At 62.4% G+C, this 20,015-nt stretch carries 13 protein-coding genes; 7 read left to right on the top strand and 6 right to left on the bottom strand.

Annotated elements, in window-relative coordinates; genetic code table 11:
- Window positions 1-311: 311 nt before the first annotated feature.
- Window positions 312-1,553 carry a DEAD/DEAH box helicase gene (locus SH412_RS12305; protein ID WP_336523814.1) on the top strand — a complete coding sequence of 414 codons (1,242 nt, stop codon included), beginning with the start codon at window positions 312-314 and terminating at the stop codon, window positions 1,551-1,553.
- Between the two features lie 63 nt (window positions 1,554-1,616).
- Here the strand turns inward: SH412_RS12305 and SH412_RS12300 are convergent, their stop codons facing one another.
- Window positions 1,617-2,375, bottom strand: a complete 759-nt coding sequence (locus tag SH412_RS12300; protein WP_336523813.1) for a DUF3050 domain-containing protein — start codon at window positions 2,373-2,375, stop codon at window positions 1,617-1,619.
- Between the two features lie 323 nt (window positions 2,376-2,698).
- Window positions 2,699-3,880: an 8-amino-7-oxononanoate synthase gene (gene bioF, locus SH412_RS12295; RefSeq protein ID WP_336523812.1), complete on the bottom strand. Its 1,182-nt coding sequence runs from the start codon at window positions 3,878-3,880 to the stop codon at window positions 2,699-2,701.
- Between the two features lie 106 nt (window positions 3,881-3,986).
- Between bioF and SH412_RS12290 the strand changes: the two genes are divergently transcribed.
- The gene (locus SH412_RS12290; protein ID WP_336523811.1) at window positions 3,987-4,841 is read left to right on the top strand and encodes a ThuA domain-containing protein; all 855 of its coding nucleotides are present in this window, start codon (window positions 3,987-3,989) and stop codon (window positions 4,839-4,841) included.
- A 47-nt stretch (window positions 4,842-4,888) separates the two neighbouring features.
- Here SH412_RS12290 and SH412_RS12285 read toward each other — a convergent pair whose 3' ends face one another.
- The gene (locus SH412_RS12285; protein ID WP_336523810.1) at window positions 4,889-5,266 is read right to left on the bottom strand and encodes a DUF2237 family protein; all 378 of its coding nucleotides are present in this window, start codon (window positions 5,264-5,266) and stop codon (window positions 4,889-4,891) included.
- A gap of 224 nt (window positions 5,267-5,490) precedes the next feature.
- Entirely contained in the window at window positions 5,491-6,177 is a 687-nt protein-coding gene (locus SH412_RS12280; protein WP_336523809.1) for a hypothetical protein, read from the bottom strand.
- Window positions 6,178-6,437: 260 nt separating this feature from the next.
- Between SH412_RS12280 and SH412_RS12275 the strand changes: the two genes are divergently transcribed.
- Together SH412_RS12275 and SH412_RS12270 are read left to right on the top strand one after the other, a co-directional pair.
- On the top strand, window positions 6,438-7,970 hold the full coding sequence (locus tag SH412_RS12275) for a YeiH family protein (protein WP_336523808.1): 1,533 nt from the start codon (window positions 6,438-6,440) through the stop codon (window positions 7,968-7,970).
- On the top strand, window positions 7,945-8,268 hold the full coding sequence (locus SH412_RS12270) for a hypothetical protein (RefSeq protein ID WP_336523807.1): 324 nt from the start codon (window positions 7,945-7,947) through the stop codon (window positions 8,266-8,268). Before SH412_RS12275 ends, SH412_RS12270 begins: the two co-directional genes overlap by 26 nt.
- 163 nt (window positions 8,269-8,431) lie before the next feature.
- Here the strand turns inward: SH412_RS12270 and SH412_RS12265 are convergent, their stop codons facing one another.
- Window positions 8,432-10,309 carry a CocE/NonD family hydrolase gene (locus tag SH412_RS12265; RefSeq protein WP_336523806.1) on the bottom strand — a complete coding sequence of 626 codons (1,878 nt, stop codon included), beginning with the start codon at window positions 10,307-10,309 and terminating at the stop codon, window positions 8,432-8,434.
- Window positions 10,310-10,608: 299 nt separating this feature from the next.
- Window positions 10,609-12,552: a S9 family peptidase gene (locus tag SH412_RS12260; protein ID WP_336523805.1), complete on the bottom strand. Its 1,944-nt coding sequence runs from the start codon at window positions 12,550-12,552 to the stop codon at window positions 10,609-10,611.
- 294 nt (window positions 12,553-12,846) lie between these two features.
- Here SH412_RS12260 and hrpA point away from each other — a divergent pair, with 294 nt between their 5' ends.
- The 3 genes from hrpA (at window position 12,847) to SH412_RS12245 (ending at window position 19,969) form a co-directional block, all read left to right on the top strand.
- Window positions 12,847-16,779 carry an ATP-dependent RNA helicase HrpA gene (hrpA, locus tag SH412_RS12255; RefSeq protein ID WP_336523804.1) on the top strand — a complete coding sequence of 1,311 codons (3,933 nt, stop codon included), beginning with the start codon at window positions 12,847-12,849 and terminating at the stop codon, window positions 16,777-16,779.
- Between the two features lie 230 nt (window positions 16,780-17,009).
- On the top strand, window positions 17,010-18,464 hold the full coding sequence (locus SH412_RS12250; RefSeq protein WP_336523803.1) for a FlgO family outer membrane protein: 1,455 nt from the start codon (window positions 17,010-17,012) through the stop codon (window positions 18,462-18,464).
- Between the two features lie 50 nt (window positions 18,465-18,514).
- A complete protein-coding gene (locus SH412_RS12245; RefSeq protein WP_336523802.1) occupies window positions 18,515-19,969 on the top strand; it encodes a FlgO family outer membrane protein in 1,455 nt (484 codons plus the stop codon).
- Window positions 19,970-20,015 lie beyond the last annotated feature (46 nt).

Below are 20,015 nucleotides of genomic sequence, written 5' to 3'. Positions count from 1 at the left end.
TCGATCCCGGCCACTCCGATTCCGATCGCAACGACACGAGACTCGCCCCTTTTCCGGGTCTTCTCCGGCTCCAAGCTCTGGACTCTCGTCTCTCGACTTTTTTAGCATGTACGTCCGTTCTGATTTGACCGGCGCGTATTTTGCTGTATAGTTTTCATGCATGTTGGTGTGATTCAGGTGTTTGCGGCGATCAAGCTGGCTTCCTCTCTCATCGCGGTTGAGCCCCCCTGCTCGTGCAGGACGGCGAGACTCCCGGCGGAGATTTCGAAAAGTCGTTACGGTCGTCCCAGTGGAAGGGTACCGGACAGGGTATGGAGCAGGATCAGGTAAGTTTTGACAACCTTGGGCTCAGTGAGGCGACTCTCGCCGGCATTCGACAGGCAGGCTTTCAGTCTCCGAGCCCCATTCAGGCCGCATTTATCCCCATCGCCATCACTGGCGCTGACTGCATTGGACAGGCACAGACAGGCACCGGCAAGACGGCCGCGTTTGTGCTGCCCATTCTCGAACGAATCGATTTCAAGGACACCCGGACTCAAGTCCTGGTCCTGACGCCGACGCGGGAACTCAGCCAGCAGGTCGCCGACGAAGCCGAGCGGCTTTCGGTGCATCATCCGGTGCGAACGGCCTGCTGCGTCGGCGGTCGCCCGCTCCGGCAGCAGATCGCGGCTCTCCAGCGCGGCGCCCAGATTGTCGTCGGAACGCCCGGTCGCGTCATCGACCTGATGGCCCGTCGCGATCTCAATACGAGCGACCTCAAGATCATCGTGATGGACGAGGCCGACCGGATGCTCGACATCGGCTTCCGGCCGGACATCGAGAAAATCCTCCGACAGTGCCCGAAGGATCGACAGACGCTGCTGCTTTCGGCGACATTGCCCGCCCCGGTCGAGCGGCTCGCCCAGAAGTACATGCATAATCCGACGCGAATCGATCTGTCGATCAAGAACATCGGGCAGAACTCGATCGATCAGTATTACATCCCGGTCGACCACGACCGGAAGTTCAAGACGCTGGTTCAACTGCTCGTCCAGGAGCGGCCGCAGCAGGCCATTGTCTTCACCCGGACGAAACGCGGAGCCGAGGAAGTCTTCCGTCGATTCGCCGACCGTCTCGCGGGCACCGCCTACCTGCACGGCGATCTTGCCCAGTCGGCCCGCGATCGGACGATGAAGAAGTTCCGCGAAGGACGGATTCGTCTGCTGATTGCGACCGACGTGGTGGGACGCGGCATTGATGTGAGCGGCATTTCGCACATCATCAACTATGACGTTCCCGAAGACTGCGACGACTACGTCCATCGCGTCGGCCGGACCGGCCGACTCTCGACGCAGGATATTCGCAACGCTGCTTTCACGCTGGTCTGCCGCGACGAAGGTCAGCAGCTCACCAACATCGAAGTCCGCATCAATCGCGTTCTCCCGGCGTATCACATCGAAGGGATCGAAACGCAGCGACCCGGCCCGAAACGGGCTGTCGCGACCTCCGCCGCCCTGGAGCACACCGCGCTGCAGCCGGAGGAAGAAGAAGAATTCGGGGCCATGCTGGTTTGAGCCAGGTCGCAGAACCCGAGAGTCATTCAGAGACCGGAGCCCGCGCTCCGGTCTCTCGGCATTTCAGCCTGCGATCGCCGCCCGAATCCCATCCCACAGCCGGATCCGGTGCTCCAGCGCCAGCCGGGCGACCTCCAGCGCCTCCCGCCGTCGTCCCGGGTCGTCGCCGCAGAGCCGGTTTAGCAGCCGTTGCGCCAGGGGACCGTGCGAATCTCCGTCCAGCTCGATGTGCCGCCTCAGGTAGTGCCGCAACCGGTCCACCTGCCGGCCTTGCGATTCCAGCGAAGGAATCAGACGGGAAAACATGTCGGGAATTACGTCCTCGCGGCCGTAGAAGAATGCCGCCGCCACGGCGTGCGGCGGACCATTGATCGCCACGTCGAGCGTGAACCGTACAAACTCCTGCGTCGAATCGAGCACCGCGGCGCTCTTCAACCCGGCATCAGCGCTCCCGCCTGCGCTCAATGCCTCCACGAAGCTCTCTATGGGGCCGGCGTCGGCTCCGACTTCGTGCATTGATTGCAGATAGAGATCGAAGTGGCTGGCGTAGCCCCCCTGCCCGTCTTCGTCGCATTCTTCGCCCAGCACGATTTCGAGGATGAACCGCGCCGAGGTTGGATCGCTCTTCGGCAGCCAGGGGACGTTGCAACAGGTCACGACCTGCTGCAATCGCTTCAGCAGCGTCATGAAATCCCAGACGGCGAAGACGTGCTCCCGCATGAAGATCTGCAGCCGGGGCAGATCGTTCACGGCGGGATAGAGCGGATGATTCAGCAGACGATCGCGCAGGTCGGCAAGTTCAGGCAGCGGCTCAGAAGTCACGGACGGTACCTTGTCGCAGATTCCGCAGTCAGCTCGGTTCGCCTCGCATTATTGCGATTTTCGGGGAACGGAAGAAGACAAGGCGGCAACCACGAATGACACGAATCCGCACGAATGACGGAAGAAAACGATTGGGAACCACGAAGGACACGGAGATCACCGAGGAAAGAGAACTGCGAACGTTGGACGCCGTATCTCGAAGCCTTGGCGTTTCTCTCTGCCCGAGATTCTCCGTGATCTCCGTGTCCTCCGTGGTGGAACGCCTTGATTGCATTTCTCCAATTCGTGCTGATTCGTGTCATTCGTGGTTAAGCTCCTGATCTTCAGCGTCGCCCAACGACCTCTGCGATTGCTGTCACGAGTCCGGACACATCTTCTTCGCGGTGGACCGCGGACACCGAAATCCGCAGTCGCGCAGTTCCCTGCGGCACTGTCGGCGGGCGGATTGCGCCGACCAGATAGCCGCGATCCTTGAGCTGCGCGGCCGCTGCCACTGCCGCTGCAGGGGATCCCAGCACAACGGGCACGATCGGTCCCGTCGAACCGGGGTACGGCTCGATCCCCCGTTCCATCAACCCCTGTCGAAGTTGATCGGACAACGCCCATAGTCGCTGCCGGCGTTCCGGCTCGCTCTGCAGGATTTCGAGGGCCGCCATCGCCGCGGCGCAGACGGCTGGGGGGAGTGCCGTCGAATACACCTGTGTCCGCGCCCGGTTCCACAAGTACTCAATCAGTTCCGCCGGTCCGGCGACAAAGCCGCCAAGTCCCCCGAGCGCCTTGCTCAACGTACCGATCCGCACGTCGATCTGGTGTTCGACTCCCATCAGTTCGGCGACGCCTCGGCCGCGCTCGCCAAAGACGCCCGTGGCATGCGCTTCGTCGACGATCAGTCCCGCCGAATACTGGTCAGCCAGATCGGTCAGTTCCGGCAGCGGCCCCAGATCGCCATCCATGCTGAAGACGGAATCTGTCACGATCCACCGCCGTCGGGCGTCTGAGGCCTTCCCCAGCGACCGCGCTAATCCCGTCAGATCGCTGTGTCGGTAGATCCGCAATCGAGCTCCAGACAGCCGGCCGCCGTCAACCAGGCTGGCGTGGTTGAACCGGTCGCAGAAAACAACATCCTCGGGACCTGCGAGGGCGGCAATCACGCCGATATTCGCCGCCAGGCCCGACGGGAAGAGGACCGCCGCTTCCTGGTTCTCGAAGGCCGCCAAGGCCGCTTCCAGCCGCTCGTGCAACGGCGTGCGCCCGCTGACCAAGGCGCTCGCTCCGCTGCCGACTCCCGCATCCCGCAGGGCCTCGATCGCCGCCTCGCGAACACGCTCGTCCTGGGCCAGTCCCAGATAGTCATTCGCCGCGAAATTACACAATTTCTTTCCATCCAGCCGGCAGCGGCCCTCAGGCAGCGGCGTGCAGACGCGTCGCGGACGACGCAGCCCGGCGGCGTTCCAGTCTGCCAGTTCATCGTTCAGCCAGGCCAGTCGCGGCGGAAGTTCTCTCATGAAAGTGCGGCGGCCTCTCGTCCTGCAGTGCCCGGTGACAATTCGACGAGTATGATGGTCCTCCGTCTGTTGATCGAGTCTGTGAACATCCTCCGGGAGCAATCCGATGCGAAGTCGTCTCTGGTCGGGGCTGTGTCTGGCTGTTGTGTTGACCTTTGCGAGCGCTCCGGCGAGCGCGGCAGAACCCGCAAAGCTGAAGGGACTGCTCATCACGGGCGGCTGCTGCCACGACTATCAGACCCAGAAGCAGATTATCGCTAAAGGCCTGGCCCAGCGGATGAATATTGCCTTCGACATCGTCCACGAAGGGGGAACGTCGAAGGATCATCGGGTCAGCGTTTACGAAAAGCCTGACTGGTGGAAGGGCTACGACGTCATCGTGCACAACGAGTGCTTCGGCGACGTGCAGGACGAGAAATTCCTGGCAGGAATTCTCGCCGCCCATACCAGCGGCGTCCCCGCCGTCTTCATTCACTGCTCAATGCACAGCTATCGGAAGTCTCCCGCCGCCGACCAGTGGCGCGAAATGATCGGCGTGACGTCGCAGCGGCACGAGAAGCAGCGAGCCGAAGATGTCAAAGTCGTCGTTGCCGACCATCCGGTGATGCGGGGCTTCCCCGCCGAGTGGAAGACGCCGAACGGCGAACTGTACGTCATCGAAAAGGTCTGGCCCAACTGCACCCCCCTCGCCCAGGCCTTCGGCCCGGATACGAAGCAGCAGCATCCCGTGGCGTGGGTCAACACCTTCGGAAAGACTCGCATCTTCGGTACCACGCTGGGGCACCACAATGAGACGATGAATTCCGAAGAATGGCTCGGCCTGGTCTCCCGCGGCACGTTGTGGGCTGTCGACAAGCTGACCGACGATGGCCGGCCGGCGGCGGGATTTGCGGGAACGGGCATCGGTCCGATCACGATCGATCCGCCGCAGCCGACGCCCGATCCGAAGTTCTCGAAATAGTCGCAGATCGACAAGTTGGCGCGTGGCTCGCAAGTGTCGCGCCACGCTCAGTCTTCCGTCGGGACGGCGTGACGCTGCAGATCTTCCAGGTCAACGAACTCCAGCGCCGACATATGCGTCGCCTCCAGGTGGACCAGCGGCGCCATGTCCGCTTCCAGGGCTTCCTTCCAGCGCGTGACGCACAGGCACCAGCGGTCGCCCGGCTGCAGTCCCGGGAATCCGAACTCCGGCATCGGCGTGCTCAGATCGTTCCCGCGCTGCTGCGAGAATTCGAGAAACTCGGCCGTCACCTCGGTGCAGACGATGTGCAGCCCGAGGTCGTCGGCGCCGGTATCGCAACAGCCGGTCCGGTAGAAGCCGGTGAGCGGCGACAGGCTGCAGGTCTGCAGCGGACTTCCGAGGACGTTCTTCGCCTGACGAGTCATGATCGGACGCCTTTTTTTTGAGGGGAGAGGCCGTCCATTATGTCGATGGAGATCGCGGACTGTGAGGAGGTCGCAGGAAATCGAGGCTCCGACGCCAGAAACCTCGCCGGGTGAGCCAATCCATCGAGTCCGATCAGACTCCGCCGTGACTTCGCTCGACTGCGGAAGACGGACTCCGATGGGCTGCCGTTACAGGCGGACCTTCGCGAACTTCCGCGACCGTGTCACCAGCCGTAGTAGCCGTATCCCAGTGGGAAGGGAGTCCCGAATGTGCCGTAGCTGTAGTATCGGTAGGAGGGGTAACTCCAGCCGAAGTACCCCGGGCTGCCGATGGAGACCCCCAGCGCAATTCCTGGCAGCGCCCGCTGCACATAGGCCATCGTGGGTCCCACGTAATACGGCGCCGGAGTGACGATCGACTGGTAGCCGTACCTGACGTAGGCCGGGGAGTAGTAATTTGCGTAATTCGAGTAGTTGTAGGTTCGGTATCCCGAGGTTCCCAGGCCGTAGCCGTAATATCCGCTGCCATAGTATGGGCGATAGTACGTCGAGGCCGCCGCGTAGCTGTAGCCCGGGCCGTAGTAGCTTGACGGCTGATAGTAGAACCGGGCCGGTCGGTAGTAGTACGGCCGATACGAGTACGCATAGCCGTTGTAGCGAGGCGCCCCGAGCGGGTAATGTCCGTCGTAGCCCTTGTAGCTGTAGTTGAAGTAACTCCCGTAGCCGTACGGTCCGAACCGGCGATAACCGCCGTACCGGTATTGGCTGACGGTCGCGACGGACGCTTTCGCTGCTTGTGAGTCCGTCCGATAGACTGCCGGCGCGACGGTCAGCGGCTCCCCCGCGTCCAGGAGTCCCGGCAGACTTGCCGCGACCACGCCCAGCACTGCGATCAGATGGCTGCGCAACATTGTCGACTCTCCGCACGGCGGAACATCGTGGTCCGGCGAGGCCGTTTGCGAGATTTGTTTCGGTCTCGCTCGGCGATGTCCGCCGCATTCATCGTAGCGCGGCCCATTCTGTGAGGTCAAGTCGTTGCACAGCCTGCGACTGAGATCTCTGTCAGATTTGACCACGGATCGGAGGTGGTCGATATCGGTTGGCATCGGCGCGGATGGAAGGTAATTTGGTCGTTACCTTCAGATACGCCCTCCTCAGGATTCCCCCACCGATGTCGGACGCCGATCCAGCCGTTGAGACGTCCCCGGATGAAATCGTCATCTGTTCTCCCAAGTCGTCGTTGAACACCGAGGACTGGTGGGCGATCTGGCTGGGAGCGCTGATCCTGCTCGGTTCGCTGGCGATCGTCTGGGCGTCCCGCCCCGCCGATCTCGATGCGCGGACGGAGAAGGTCGTCCAACTGCGTACCGAAGCCGACGCTCTTTCCATCAAGCCGGATTCCGATCCGGCGGATGTGAAGAGTTTTCGAAAAGAGTTGGATGACGCGAAGAAGAAGCTGGCGGTCAACCCTCTCAAGTCGTGGATGGGAAAAGTCGGCGGCTGGAGCAACGATCCGACCAGGGCGTTTCTTGACAAGTCCGGCCAGAGCGCTCTGCCGGGGCTGGCGGGGATCTGGCTGATCAGCCTGGTGCTGTTCGGGATCGGCCGAGCCTGCATGGGCAAGCCCGTGGCGACATTTCCCCTCGCATTCACCGTCGTGTTTCTGCTCGCGGTCGCCGCTCAACTGCTGGCCGGTCAGAATGTTGTCAAGCATTACAACCTGGAGTACGCCCTCTGGGCGCTGGTGGTCGGGCTGTTGATCAGCAACACCGTCGGGACTCCCGCCTGGCTGCAGTCCGCGGTCCAGACGGAATTTTACATCAAAACCGGCCTCGTTCTGCTTGGGGCGGAAGTTCTCTTTAACCGGCTGCTCGAACTCGGTCTGCCCGGCGTGTTCGTCGCCTGGGTCGTCACCCCGATCGTGCTGATCTCGACGTATATCTTCGGCCAGAAGATCCTCAAGATCGAATCCCGTTCGCTCAACATGGTGATCTGTGCGGACATGTCGGTCTGCGGGGTGTCCGCGGCGATCGCGACCGGAGCCGCCTGCAAGGCGAAGAAAGAAGAACTCTCCCTGGCCATTGGACTCTCGCTGACCTTCACCGTGATCATGATGATCGTCATGCCGGCCGCCATTCAGGCGATGGGCATGAGTCCCGTCCTGGGCGGCGCGTGGATCGGCGGCACGATCGACTCGACCGGCGCGGTCGCCGCCGCGGGAGGCATGCTGGGCGAAACCGGGCTGGCGGTCGCCGCCACCGTGAAGATGATCCAGAACATCTTGATCGGCGTCGTCGCCTTCTGCGTCGCCATCTACTGGGTGACCTGGGTCGAAAAGACTCCGGGCGCACCAACTCCCGGCGTCATGGAGATCTGGCGGCGTTTCCCAAAATTCGTGATCGGTTTCGTCGTCGCTTCGATTGCTTTCTCGTGGCTGCAATCGCAGGGGCTCGAAAGCCAGGCGATCACCGCGGCCGTCACAACGGACGTCGGCGGAGTCCTCCGCGGCTGGTTCTTCTGCCTGGCGTTCGTCAGCATCGGGCTCGAAACCAATTTTCGCGAACTGGCCAAGTACCTCGTCGGCGGCAAGCCGCTGATCCTCTACGTCTGCGGACAAACCCTGAATCTCGCCCTGACGCTGTTCATGGCCTGGCTGATGTTCGAAAAGGTGTTCCCCAATGCCGCCAGCGCCCTCAGCAGGTAACCAGAACGGCCCCTGGCGGCTGCTGGCGGCCGGCGCTGCCATCGCCGTCGTCTGGCTCGTCGTACTGCCTGCGGTGGGACGCATCCCGGCGGTGGAAGCCTACATCGCCCGCAACGAGGCGGCCGGCATCGACCCAAGCGTGAAGTTCTACAGCGAAGTTCCCTGCATGTCGCTTGTCATCGAGCGCATCGACAGCGCCCACCGCACGTCCGGCGCAGTTTTCTGGAACCCGCGCGCAACAGAAGGAAGAGGATTCACCGCGGAGACGCGGAGAAGACATCAGGAGAGTGAAAAGTGAGTAGTGAGTAGTGATGAGTGCGAAGTGACGGAAAGAGTGATTCGCGATTCATCGGCGTTTCATCCAATTCTGCACTACTCACTCATCACTACTCACTTTTCACTTTCCGGGCTCTTCTCCCGCATTTCTCCGCGTCTCCGCGGTGAATCCTCTTCTGCCTTCTTCACTTCGCCGTCGGCAATGTGCCGAATCGCAGGCTGGTCGGGTGCACTGCCGAGCGAAAGACGCGGTGCGTCGCTTTCTGAAAATCCTCTGGCTTCGCCAGAAAGATGTTCGGCACGTACTTCTGCGGGTTGCGATCCACCAGCGGAAACCACGTGCTCTGGATCTGCACCATCAGCTTGTGGCCCTTCTGGAACCGGTGCAGCACGTCCAGCAGCTCAAACTGAATCCGCGCCGGCTCGCCGGGCACGAACGGCTCCGGCTTCGCAAAACTGTTCCGGAACCGGCCGCGGAAGACCTCGCTACGGACCATCATCTGGTAATTGGGCAGCTTCGCTTTGTCTGTGGAATCCGGGAAGACATCGACCAGCTTCACGACGAAATCCGCATCAGTCCCGGTCGTCGCAACCCACAGGTCGACCTGCAGCGGTCCGGCGACTGCCAGATCCTGTTCCAGCACCGGCGTCTCGTAGACCAGCACGTCTGGCCGACGGGCCGCAAATCGCTGATCGTCCACCATGTACTCGATCGTCATCCCATTGGCGACGATTTCCGTCGACGGCACCGGCTTCGCCGGGTCGCTGACGTATTCGTCAAACCCGCCGGCGTCCGGTTCAGAGGGAGCCGTCGCTTCAAGTCCGCCCCCCGCCCTCAGGAAGAACGTTTTCGATTCGGCGTTCTTCGGCGGCCACGCATCGAATGTCCGCCACGTGTTGGAGCCGGTCTCGAAGACTGTCGCCTCTGCCAGGGCCTCCACGTCCTTGTCCTTGAGAGACTTCTCGAAGAACGGGAACTCAATCTCCGCCCGGTAGAACGCCCCGGTATTGGAGCCGAAGGAAACATTTCCCAGCCGGTCGCCGTTGCCGCCCGACCAGCCGCCGTGCGACCACGGCCCGACCACCAGCACGTTGTTGACGTTCGGGTTCAGCTTTTCGATGGACTGATACGTTTTGAAGGACCCGTAGAGGTCTTCCGCGTCGTACCAGCCGGTGACGACCATCACCTTCGGGGCGACGTTCTTCAGGTGCGGCAGGATGTTCCGCGTCTCCCAGAACTCGTCGCGGTTCGGATGGACCATCATCTCCTTCCAGAACGGAATGGCCTCTTTGAGATGTGTCTTGTCGATTTCCTGAATCGTTCCCGCTTCCAGAAACAGCTTGTACCCGTCGAGCGTCGGATACGCCGGCGGCGGTCCGCGCTCGGTCGTCGGCTTCGGGCGTTCTCCGGCATGGCTGGCCAGCCAGCGATAGGCGTGTGCCAGAAAGAACGCTCCGTTGTGCATGAAATCGTCGAAGTACCAGTCGGCGACTGGCGCCTGCGGCGAGACCGCGATCAACGCCGGATGGGCGTCGATCATCCCCGCCGAGCAGTAAAAACCGGGATACGAAATGCCGTACATCCCGACGCGCCCGTTGTGGCCCGGCACGTTCTTGAGGAGCCATTCGATGGTGTCGTAGGTATCGCTGCTCTCGTCGCACTGCTGATGGGTCTGCTTCCCGACCTTGTGCGGCGTGACCTGCACGAACTCCCCTTCGGACTGATACCGCCCCCGCACGTCCTGGTTGACGAAGATGTACCCCGCCCGCGCAAAGTGTTCGCTCGGCCCCAGCCCGGCCGTCATCTTGTCTGGACCATAAGGGCCGACGGAATACGGCGTCCGCTTCAACAGCAGCGGATACTTCTTCGTGGCGTCGGTCGGAATATAGATCGACGTGAACAGCTTCACGCCGTCTCGCATCGGAATCAGATGCTCCTGCTTCGTGTAATGGAGCTGAATGTACGAGGACAGCAGCGCGGGATCGGGCACCTGAGCCAATACCGGCCCGGACAGCCCCGACACGATCAGCAGGCACAACAGCAGACGACAGCGAACCGGCATGAGCAACCTTTCAAGATGTTGTCGCAGGGCCGGCTGTGCCGGCAGAATGTTTCGCCTCCCTCGGCCGCAGTCCGCGGTGGGAGAGGACTCTTCGCATTCCAGAACCACCTTCGCCTCTTTCCAGCGTAGAAGTCGGGATGCATAGGCAGGGATGAAGACCGGGGCTTCGCGAAGACGCTCCAGCCACCGGCCCCCCGCCGTTCGTTTCGGTTCAGTGATCTCCATGCCTTCCGTGGTTCACTCTTTCGATCTTCATTCGCGTCCATTCGTGCGATTCGTGGTTGACTCTTCTGCTCGCGTCATTTGTTCGTCAGAAACGCCTCCAGAAACAGCGCAATCGCCGCCGTCTGATAGTCCCGGTTGTCGCGCCGGCTGAAGCCATGTCCTTCGTTGTCGGCGTAGACTGTCCAGACCGGGACGTCATTCTTGCGGACGATCGGCGCAATCTGCTCGGCCTCGGAAAATGGCACCCGCGGATCGTTCCGGCCGTGAATCACCAGCAGCGGCACGCGGATCTTGTGGGCATTGCCGGTCGGATTGATCTCCTCGAAGACCTTCCGCATCGCGGGGTCGCGTTCGTCGCCGTATTCGGCCCGCCGCAGATCCCGCCGGTAGCCGCTGGTCCGCTCCAGAAACGTAATGAAGTTCGCGATGCCGACGATATCGACGCCACACTTCAGCCGATCGCTGTAGTGCGACATCGTCGAGAGGACCATGAAGCCGCCGTACGACCCGCCGATGACTGCCACGCGCGAGGCATCCAGATCCGGCTGCGCGGCGATCCAGTCGAGCAGCGCCCCGATGTCCCGCACGCTGTCTTCCCGCTTTTCGGCGTTGTCCAGTCGGAGGAAGGTCTTGCCGTATCCCGCGGAGCCCCGCACATTGGGCGAGATCACTGCGATTCCCAGTTCGTCGAGGTAGAACTGCGTGATCCCCGAATAGAACGGCCGGTATTGCGACTCCGGCCCGCCGTGGATCGAAATCAGCACGGGCGACTTCTGTGTGGCGGACGAGGCTTTCGGTGTCGCCAGCCAGCCTGAGATTTCCCGGTCATCGAAACTCTTCCAGCGGATCTGCCGGGGCTTCGTAAACGTCGCCGGGTTCAGTCCGCCGGTTTCGCTGTAAGTCCAGCGGGTCAGCTTGCCGGTCGCCAGTTCCAGCGAATACGCCTCGGACGGGGCATTCGTTGGTGAAAACGTGAAACCAAGTTGCTTCCCGTCCGACGAGAACTCCAGCCCGCCGACATTCCCTTCCGGCAGATCGAGCTTCCGACGTCCACCGGCCGTCTCCAGCCAGACGTCGCTGACGCCATCAACATTGAACACGTACGCCTGCTGATCGGTGTGCGGATCGACTTCGATCTCCTCGCAATCCCACGGCGGGGCCAGCTCGCTCCATTTCCACCTCGCCGAGACCGGGTCGAGCGTCGCGAGCTGCTGGAACTCTCCTCGCGCATCGGTGCTCAGAATCTCCTTGTCTCCAGCAGCGTTGAAACGCAGGTTTCCAATGGAAACCGTACCAGAGATACTAGGGGCGACCGCCAATGGCGTCAGAACTTTCGTCTCAATATCGAGCACCGCCGGGTGACTCTCGTTGATCGAGACGTATCGATTCAGCAGCAGTCGCTTTCCGTTCGGTGACAGGTCTGTCGGAAACCACGTGTCCCCCGCGACCTTGAGAAGTGGCTCCCACTCCCCGCCATCGAGCGGCACGCGGTACAGATCCATATGCTGGGGATTCGCCCGATTGGCGGCCACGATGCAGAACGAGCCGTCCTGCGCCACCGGTCCCAGCAGATTCCGCGACTTGCCGTCGCTGAGCATCCGCGGCCGGCCGGTTTCGGGTTCCAGCAGAAAGATCTGGTTGTTCTCATCCCCGCCGCGCGAACTCGTCAGCAGCAGCGCCCCGTCCTTCCGGCCTTTCACAAACCGGCCGCTGACCGGTTCGTCGGAAAACGTCACCTGCTCGCGCCGCCCGCCGGGTTCGTAAACTCGGTGGAGCTGAGCCACGTTCCCGAGCTGCGTCTGAATCAGGATGCCGCGCCCGTCCGGCGCCCACCCCCGAAATGACGCCGAACGCACGTTCTGGTACTGCCGGAGCCGGTCCCACAGTTCGTCGGTCACCGTTGGCACATGTTCCGTGGCAATCGCCGTTGGCCGCCGGGGATCGGCGTCGGCGGCATGCAATGACGCCGAGAGACCCAGGGGCAGGACCAGCAGCACGCAGAATGGCGTCAATCGCATGGCGAATTCCAGGAACGCTAGGACGGAATGAGACGGCGACAGACTACCACAGCGATTGTGTCAATGCAGTATGCCATCGGTGCGCCACGGCCGTGTCGGCCGTGCGATGGTGGAGTCGACAATTTTCGAAGCCACGGCTCACCGACCCTCGGCACACGCGATGTCGACCAGGCACTGCGCGAACCCCGTCGGGTTTGGTCCTGTCGGTCGAATGCGATAGACTGTCGCTCCCGGGCGGAGAACTGCAGGCCGACGGGACCTGACTCCCCGGCCCCTGTTCGTGTTTGTGGCGGTATGACACCCTCCCTTGTGGATCTGGAACAGTCTCTTTCCGAGACATTGCTCATCGACCGTCACCGGCTGCGCCGGGATTTGCGTTCGATCCGCGATGCCGAGCGCGCCGGCCGCCCGTTCGACCGCAGCCTGACCCGGCTGCAGCAGAACTTTGAGCGGTCTCATGCCGCCTATCTGGCCCGGGCCGCGCGGAAGTGGGAGATTGCCTATGACGACCAGCTTCCCGTCGTGCAGCGCAAGGACGAACTGGCCGCCGCCATCCGCGATCATCAGGTGATCATCGTCTGCGGCGAAACAGGTTCCGGGAAATCGACTCAGCTTCCGAAAATCTGTCTCGAGCTCGGCCGGGGCGTGGCCGGGACCATCGGCCACACCCAACCCCGCCGGATTGCCGCCCGTTCGGTCGCCACCCGCATCGCCGACGAGCTGAAGGTCTCAGTCGGCCGCGAAGTCGGCTTTCAGGTCCGCTTTCAGGACGCGACCGGGCCGTCGACGCAGATCAAGCTGATGACCGACGGCGTGCTGCTGGCCGAAACGCAGTCTGACCGCTGGCTCAATCAGTACGACACGCTGATCATCGACGAGGCCCACGAACGCTCGCTGAACATCGACTTCCTGCTGGGTTACCTCCACGGCCTGCTTCCCCGCCGGCCCGAACTGAAACTGATCGTCACCTCCGCCACCATCGACGCCGAACGCTTCGCCGACCACTTTCGCACCGTCGTCAAAGACGTCCCGGTCTTCGAAGTCTCCGGCCGGATGTACCCCGTCGAAGTCCTCTACCGACCGCCGGTCCCTGACGAAGACACCGGCGAAATCGAGCTTCAGGCGGCGATCGCCGACGCCGTCCAGGAAGTGACCGCCCGCGGTCCCGGCGACATCCTCGTCTTTCTGCCGACCGAACGCGAGATTCACGAGACCGTCAAGACGCTTAAAGGGCGCACGTTCGGCGGAAGCAAGCCCGATCTGCTCCCGCTTTATGCCCGACTGTCGACCGCCGAGCAGCAGAAAGTCTTTCAGACCTCCAACAGCCGGCGGATCATCCTCTCCACCAACGTCGCCGAGTCCTCGCTCACCGTGCCCGGCATCCGTTACGTCGTCGATACCGGCACCGCCCGCATCAGCCGGTACTCGCCCCGTTCCAAGCTGCAACGGCTCCCCATTGAGGCCGTCGCGCAGGCCTCCGCCGATCAGCGGGCCGGTCGCTGCGGCCGCATCGGCCCAGGTGTCTGCATCCGGCTGTTTGCCGAAGAGGACTACCAGAAACGGGAGCGGTACACGGCTCCCGAAATCCTCCGTTCAAACCTGGCCGCTGTCATCCTGCAGACGCAGATGCTCGGCCTTGGCCATATCGAGGACTTTCCGTTCCTGGAAGCCCCCAAGTCCGACGCCATCCGTGATGGCTACAAGACGCTCTTCGAACTTGGCGCCGCCGCGCCACTCCCCGATGCGCCGGGTTCCAACACAAAGTCCAATGTCTACCAGCTCACCGATCTGGGCCGGCAGCTCGGTCGCCTGCCGGTCGATCCGCGCATCGGCCGGATCATCCTCGCCGGAGCTGACGAAGGCTGCCTCAACGAAGTCCTGATTCTCGCCTCTGTCCTCGAAGCCCAGGACCCTCGCGACCGTCCGCTGGAGAAGCAGCAGGCCGCCGACGAGGCCCACGCCCAGTTCCGCGACGAGGACTCCGATTTCCTCGGCCTGCTGAAACTGTGGGACTTCTATCACCAGCTCAAGGAAACCTGCACTCGCAGCCAGTTGAAAAAGGCCTGCCAGCAGAACTTCCTGTCGATGATCCGCATGAAGGAATGGCTCGATGTCCATCGCGAACTGGTCGACGTCGTCACGCAGGCGGGATTGAAGCCGACGCCGCGGAAAAACCAGTTCGAACCGATCCACCGCGCCCTGCTGACCGGTTTTCTCTCCAGCATCGCGCAGAAAACCGAATCTGCCGAGTACCTGGTCGCCGGCTCGCAGAAAGCTTTTATCTGGCCCGGCTCCGGAATCGTCGGTAAGAAGCCGAAATGGATCGTCGCCGGCGAACTGGTCGAAACGACCCGCAAGTATCTCCGCACCGTCGCACGCATCGATCCGAACTGGCTGGAGCCTCTCGCGGAGCACCTCGTCACGCGGACCTACAGCGAACCCCACTGGAGCGCCGAAATGGGGGCCGCGATGGCGTGGGAGAAAGTCACGCTGTTCGGTCTCACGATCGTCCCCCGCCGCCGCATCCGCTATCAGAAGATCGATCCGGCCAACTCTCGCGAACTGTTCCTGCAGCACGCGCTCGTCGAGGGAGACGTCGCCAGCCCCCCCGACTTCCTGCAGTTCAACCGCGAACTGATCGCCGAACTGACCGAACTGCAGGAACGCTCCCGCCGTGGTCAGGCGGTCCGCGACGACGAAGCCTTCTACGAATTCTACGACCAGCGAATCCCCGCTGAGTTCTGCGACCTCCAGCGGCTGACGCAGTGGCTCAAGCAGTCTCCCAAAGCGGAGACGCAGCGGCTCTGGATGACCGAGGACGATGTCTTCGAACCGGGCGCCGCCGCTGTCACACGGGAGGCCTTCCCCGACACCCTCGAAACTCGCGGTCTGAAGCTCCCGCTGGTCTACAAGCTCGATCCGGGCTCGACCCACGACGGCGTCACTCTCACCGTCCCGCAACCGGCACTCAATCAGCTCGACCGCGACCGGCTCGGCTGGCTGGTTCCCGGCCTGGTCGAGGAAAAAGTCTCCGCCCTGCTCCGCTCGCTTCCGAAGGATCTCCGCCGGGATCTGGTCCCGATCCCCGACACCGCTCGGCAGATCGCCGCCGCCCTCAAGTTCGGCGAAGGCGCCCTCATCCCGCAGATCTGTGCGGTGATTGATCGCGAGTTCCGCAAGTCAATTCCCCCCAGCGCCTTCGACGAGACCCGCCTGCCCGATCACCTCCGCCTGCAGGTCGCGGTGGTCGACGCCGCCGGCAAGCCGATCGCCGAAGGGCGGGACGTCGTCGGGCTGCAGAAAGAATTTGGCGGGGCCGCGGCCGCCAGCTTCACCAACGCCGACGATCCCCGCTGGCAGCGCGATGGCCTCACGAGCTGGAACTTCGGCACGCTGCCGCAGGAAGTCTCCGTCAAACGGGCCGGCGTCGTCATGACCGGCTACCCCACGCTGATCGACAACGGCGAAACGGTTTCCCTCCGGCTCGTTGATACGCTCGCGAGAGCCGAACACGAGCTGCGCTTCGGCGTCCGCCGGCTCGCCTGCCTGGCCCTCAAGCGGGAGCTCAAGCAAGCCGTCGACCGCCTGCCGCAGATCAACGCCTGGAGCCTCGCCGCTCCAACCTTCCCGCAGCCCTGCCCGATGCGGCAGCACATCACCGAGCTGATCGCCGACCGGGCCTGCTTCCCGACCGCCGCGCTCCCTCGCTCCGAGACCGCATTTCGCGACGCCATCGTCGACGGCCACACCCGGCTGGCCGCCGCCATTGCCGAAGTGAGCCAGACCGTCGGCCAGATCGTCGAGGCGTTCACGACGGTCCGCAAGACCTGGAAAGCCCGCGCCAATCCAGCGTGGGAGATCAGCCGCAAAGACGAGCAGCTCCACCTGTCCCGCCTGCTGGCGCCCGGCTTTCTGGTCCGGACGCCGTGGCAGTGGCTGCTCCACTATGCACGCTACCTCAAAACGATCAGCCAGCGGCTGGACAAGCTCGCCGCCGGCGGCCACCTCCGCGATCAGCAGCTCCTGACGCAGGTCCGCCCGAGATGGACTCGCGGCCAGGACCGCAAAGACCAGCACGCCCAGCGCCACGTCTACGACCCCGAACTCGAACTCTATAACGGCATGGCCGAAGAATATCGCGTCGCCACGTTCGCCCAGGAACTGGGGACGGCGATGTCGGTCTCCGACAAGCGTCTCGACAAGCAGTGGGAGAAGGTCGCGGAGTAGGGGAAAGATGTCTCGCAGAGGCGCAGAGGGGGCAGTGGCCGCGGAGAAAACTGGCAGTAATGTTTCGCACGTCAAGATGCCTCGTCGACGCTCACGGATGAAAAATGCGTCCATCGAGTTCATTGCCGCGTTCAGAGGTAGCATCTGGCCACAGAAGGACAGTATGATTTCTCCACACGTTGTGAATCTCATCTCCCGGAAAGATCTCAATACGACTGGAGGATCACGGAATGCGAGTGATGATCGCGTTGACCGTCATGGTCTGGAGTTTGTGGATCGGCTTCGCAAGTGCTGAGCCGCCGGAGCTGATTCTGGCGATCGATTCGTCGCAGAAGTCTCGAGTGGGGGTGCTTTTGAAGGAGACTCCTTCGGACCTGACCTTTCGGGACATCAGGGACGGAATGGAAGTCCGGACGCCGAAGTCGGTGCTCAAGAAGCTGGAGCGGCGGATCTCGGACGACACGGCGATCCGCGTGGCGGGCTTGCCGGCCGTGGTGGCGTGGCACGTGGCGGAGAACGCGACCCGTGAGACTTCTGTGGGTAAGATCGCGAGCGTTTCGCAGAACGTGATCTACCTGACGCTGGGGTCGGAGTCTGGCGTTGAGACGGGTCAGCGTCTGGATGTGTACCGGAAGAAGAACGAGATCAAGGACCCGGACACCGGCAAGGTGATCGCCGTCGAGCGTCCGAAGATTGGGCTGCTGGAAATCACGGAAGTCAACAAGGAGTTTTCGAAGGCGCGGGCTGTGAGCGCCCTGGAAATCGCCCTGCAGACTGGCGACGAAGTCGAGCCGCAGCGGGAGAAGTTCCAGGTGGCGGTGCTGCCGTTCCGTTCTGAAGAGGGGGAACTGACAGACGTGGCGGCGGGACTGGCGGAAGACCTGACGACGCAGTTGGCGCGGCAGGAGATCACGGTTCTGGAGCGAAGCGCACTGGATAAGGTGCTGGTCGAGCTGGCGATCCAGAATACGGTGCTGTTCGAGCCGGAGAACGTGAAGAAGCTGGGTCAACTGGCGGGAGCGTCGACGATCGTGACGGGGAAGATTGTGACGAAGGGGAAGCTGGGGACGGCCTACGCGCGACTGATCGATGTGCGCAGCGGGAAGATTCTGTACGCGGCGAGCGGGACGATGTCGCTGGCGAATGCAAAGGTGGTGGGTGAATCGGGCGAGAAGAAGGGCATGTCTTCGAAGTCGGATTCGACGGTCAAGCGTCGGCCGGTGCCGCGGGGTGCGTTTCAGTCGGACGTGGTCGAATTCACCGACAATGCTCCCGCCGGAGCCATCTTCAAACTTGCACGCAACGGCACCCCGATTTTTCCCGACCGCAACTACGTGCTGAGTACGGTTCCAAAGGAGATTTCAGGGGGCGCTCTGCTCTGGCGAGATTCGGAAAAAGCGAATACTTGGCTGGAGCCCAGCATTATCGCTGCTCAGGGGGATTGCACGGCCTACGCGATGATTCGCTGGAAGCATCTGGGAAAAGTCGACGTTGATGAAGTGACGCTCACCAAGCTTGTTGGCGAAGGATGGGAAGAGGTTGATGTGAGGGTTGCAACATCCTTTCCCAACGGCGGAGACTGGAACTGGAAATTGCTGAAGAAAGAACTTTCTGAAGGGGACGTGATCCTCCAGCTGCAGACAGTGAACTGGGGAAAGAATCCAGTACTCTTCATCTTCAAGTGACAGGATCGCCCGACTCGAAGTTGGCCCCGACAATTGAGGAGGTTTACGTGATGCGTTCGACGATCTTCTTGATAGTGACGATGTCGGTTGTCGTCGCTCGCACTGCGCATGCTGAGCCGCCGGAGCTGATTCTGGCGATCGATTCGTCGCAGAAGTCTCGAGTGGGGGTGCTTTTGAAGGAGACTCCTTCGGACCTGACCTTTCGGGACATCAGGGACGGAATGGAAGTCCGGACGCCGAAGTCGGTGCTGAAGAAGCTGGAGCGGCGGATCTCGGACGAGACCGCGATCCGCGTGGCGGGCTTGCCGGCCGTGGTGGCGTGGCACGTGGCGGAGAACGCGACCCGTGAGACTTCTGTGGGTAAGATCGCGAGCGTTTCGCAGAACGTGATCTACCTGACGCTGGGGTCGGAGTCTGGCGTGGAGACGGGTCAGCGTCTGGATGTGTACCGGAAGAAGAACGAGATCAAGGACCCGGACACCGGCAAGGTGATCGCGGTCGAGCGTCCGAAGATCGGCCTCCTGGAAGTGACGGAAGTCAACAAGGAGTTTTCGAAGGCGCGGGCGGTGAGCGCCCTGGAAATCGCCTTGCAGACGGGCGACGAAGTCGAGCCGCAGCGGGAGAAGTTCCAGGTGGCGGTGCTGCCGTTCCGTTCGGAGGAGGGGGAACTGACCGACGTGGCGGCGGGACTGGCGGAGGATCTGACGACCCAACTGGCGCGGCAGGAGATCACGGTTCTGGAGCGGAGCGCACTGGATAAGGTGCTGGTCGAGCTGGCGATCCAGAATACGGTGCTGTTCGAGCCGGAGAACGTGAAGAAGCTGGGTCAACTGGCGGGAGCGTCGACGATCGTGACGGGGAAGATCGTGACGAAGGGGAAGCTGGGGACGGCCTACGCGCGACTGATCGATGTGCGCAGCGGGAAGATTCTGTACGCGGCGAGCGGGACGATGTCGCTGGCGAATGCAAAGGTGGTGGGTGAATCGGGCGAGAAGAAGGGCATGTCTTCGAAGTCGGATTCGACGGTCAAGCGTCGGCCGGTGCCGCGGGGCGCGTTTCAGTCGGACGTGGTCGAATTCACCGACAATGCTCCCGCCGGAGCCATCTTCAAACTTGCCCGCAACGGCACCCCGATCTGGTCCGATCGCCCTTATGGTTTGCTGGGTTTGCCGAAGGAAGTGACCGGCGGGGCTCTGCTCTGGCGTGATTCCGAAAAGACGAAGTTCTGGCTGGAGCCCGGAACCATCACGGCTTTGGACGACTGCACGGCCTACGCGATGATTCGCTGGAAGTACCTGGGCAAGGTCGAGGTCGACGAAGTCACGCTGACCAAGCTGGTCCAGGACGGCTGGGAAGAGGTCGAAGACAATGTTGGCACTTCATTCCCGGGCGGTGAAGACTGGCGCTGGAAGCTCCTGAAAAAGGATGTTGCCGAAGGCGACGTTGTCCTGCAGCTCAACACCGTCAACTGGGGCCGGATACCAGTCCTGTTTATCTTCAAGTGATGTCTGGAACATGCGGCCCCGGCAGGGGCGGCAGAGTCATAGCCCC

It is taken from the genome of Planctellipticum variicoloris (assembly GCF_030622045.1).
In the GTDB taxonomy this organism is placed as follows: Bacteria; Planctomycetota; Planctomycetia; order Planctomycetales; family Planctomycetaceae; genus Planctellipticum; species Planctellipticum variicoloris.
The sequence above is the reverse complement of the archived record's forward strand: the minus strand, read 5'-3'. Positions and strand labels throughout refer to the sequence as shown.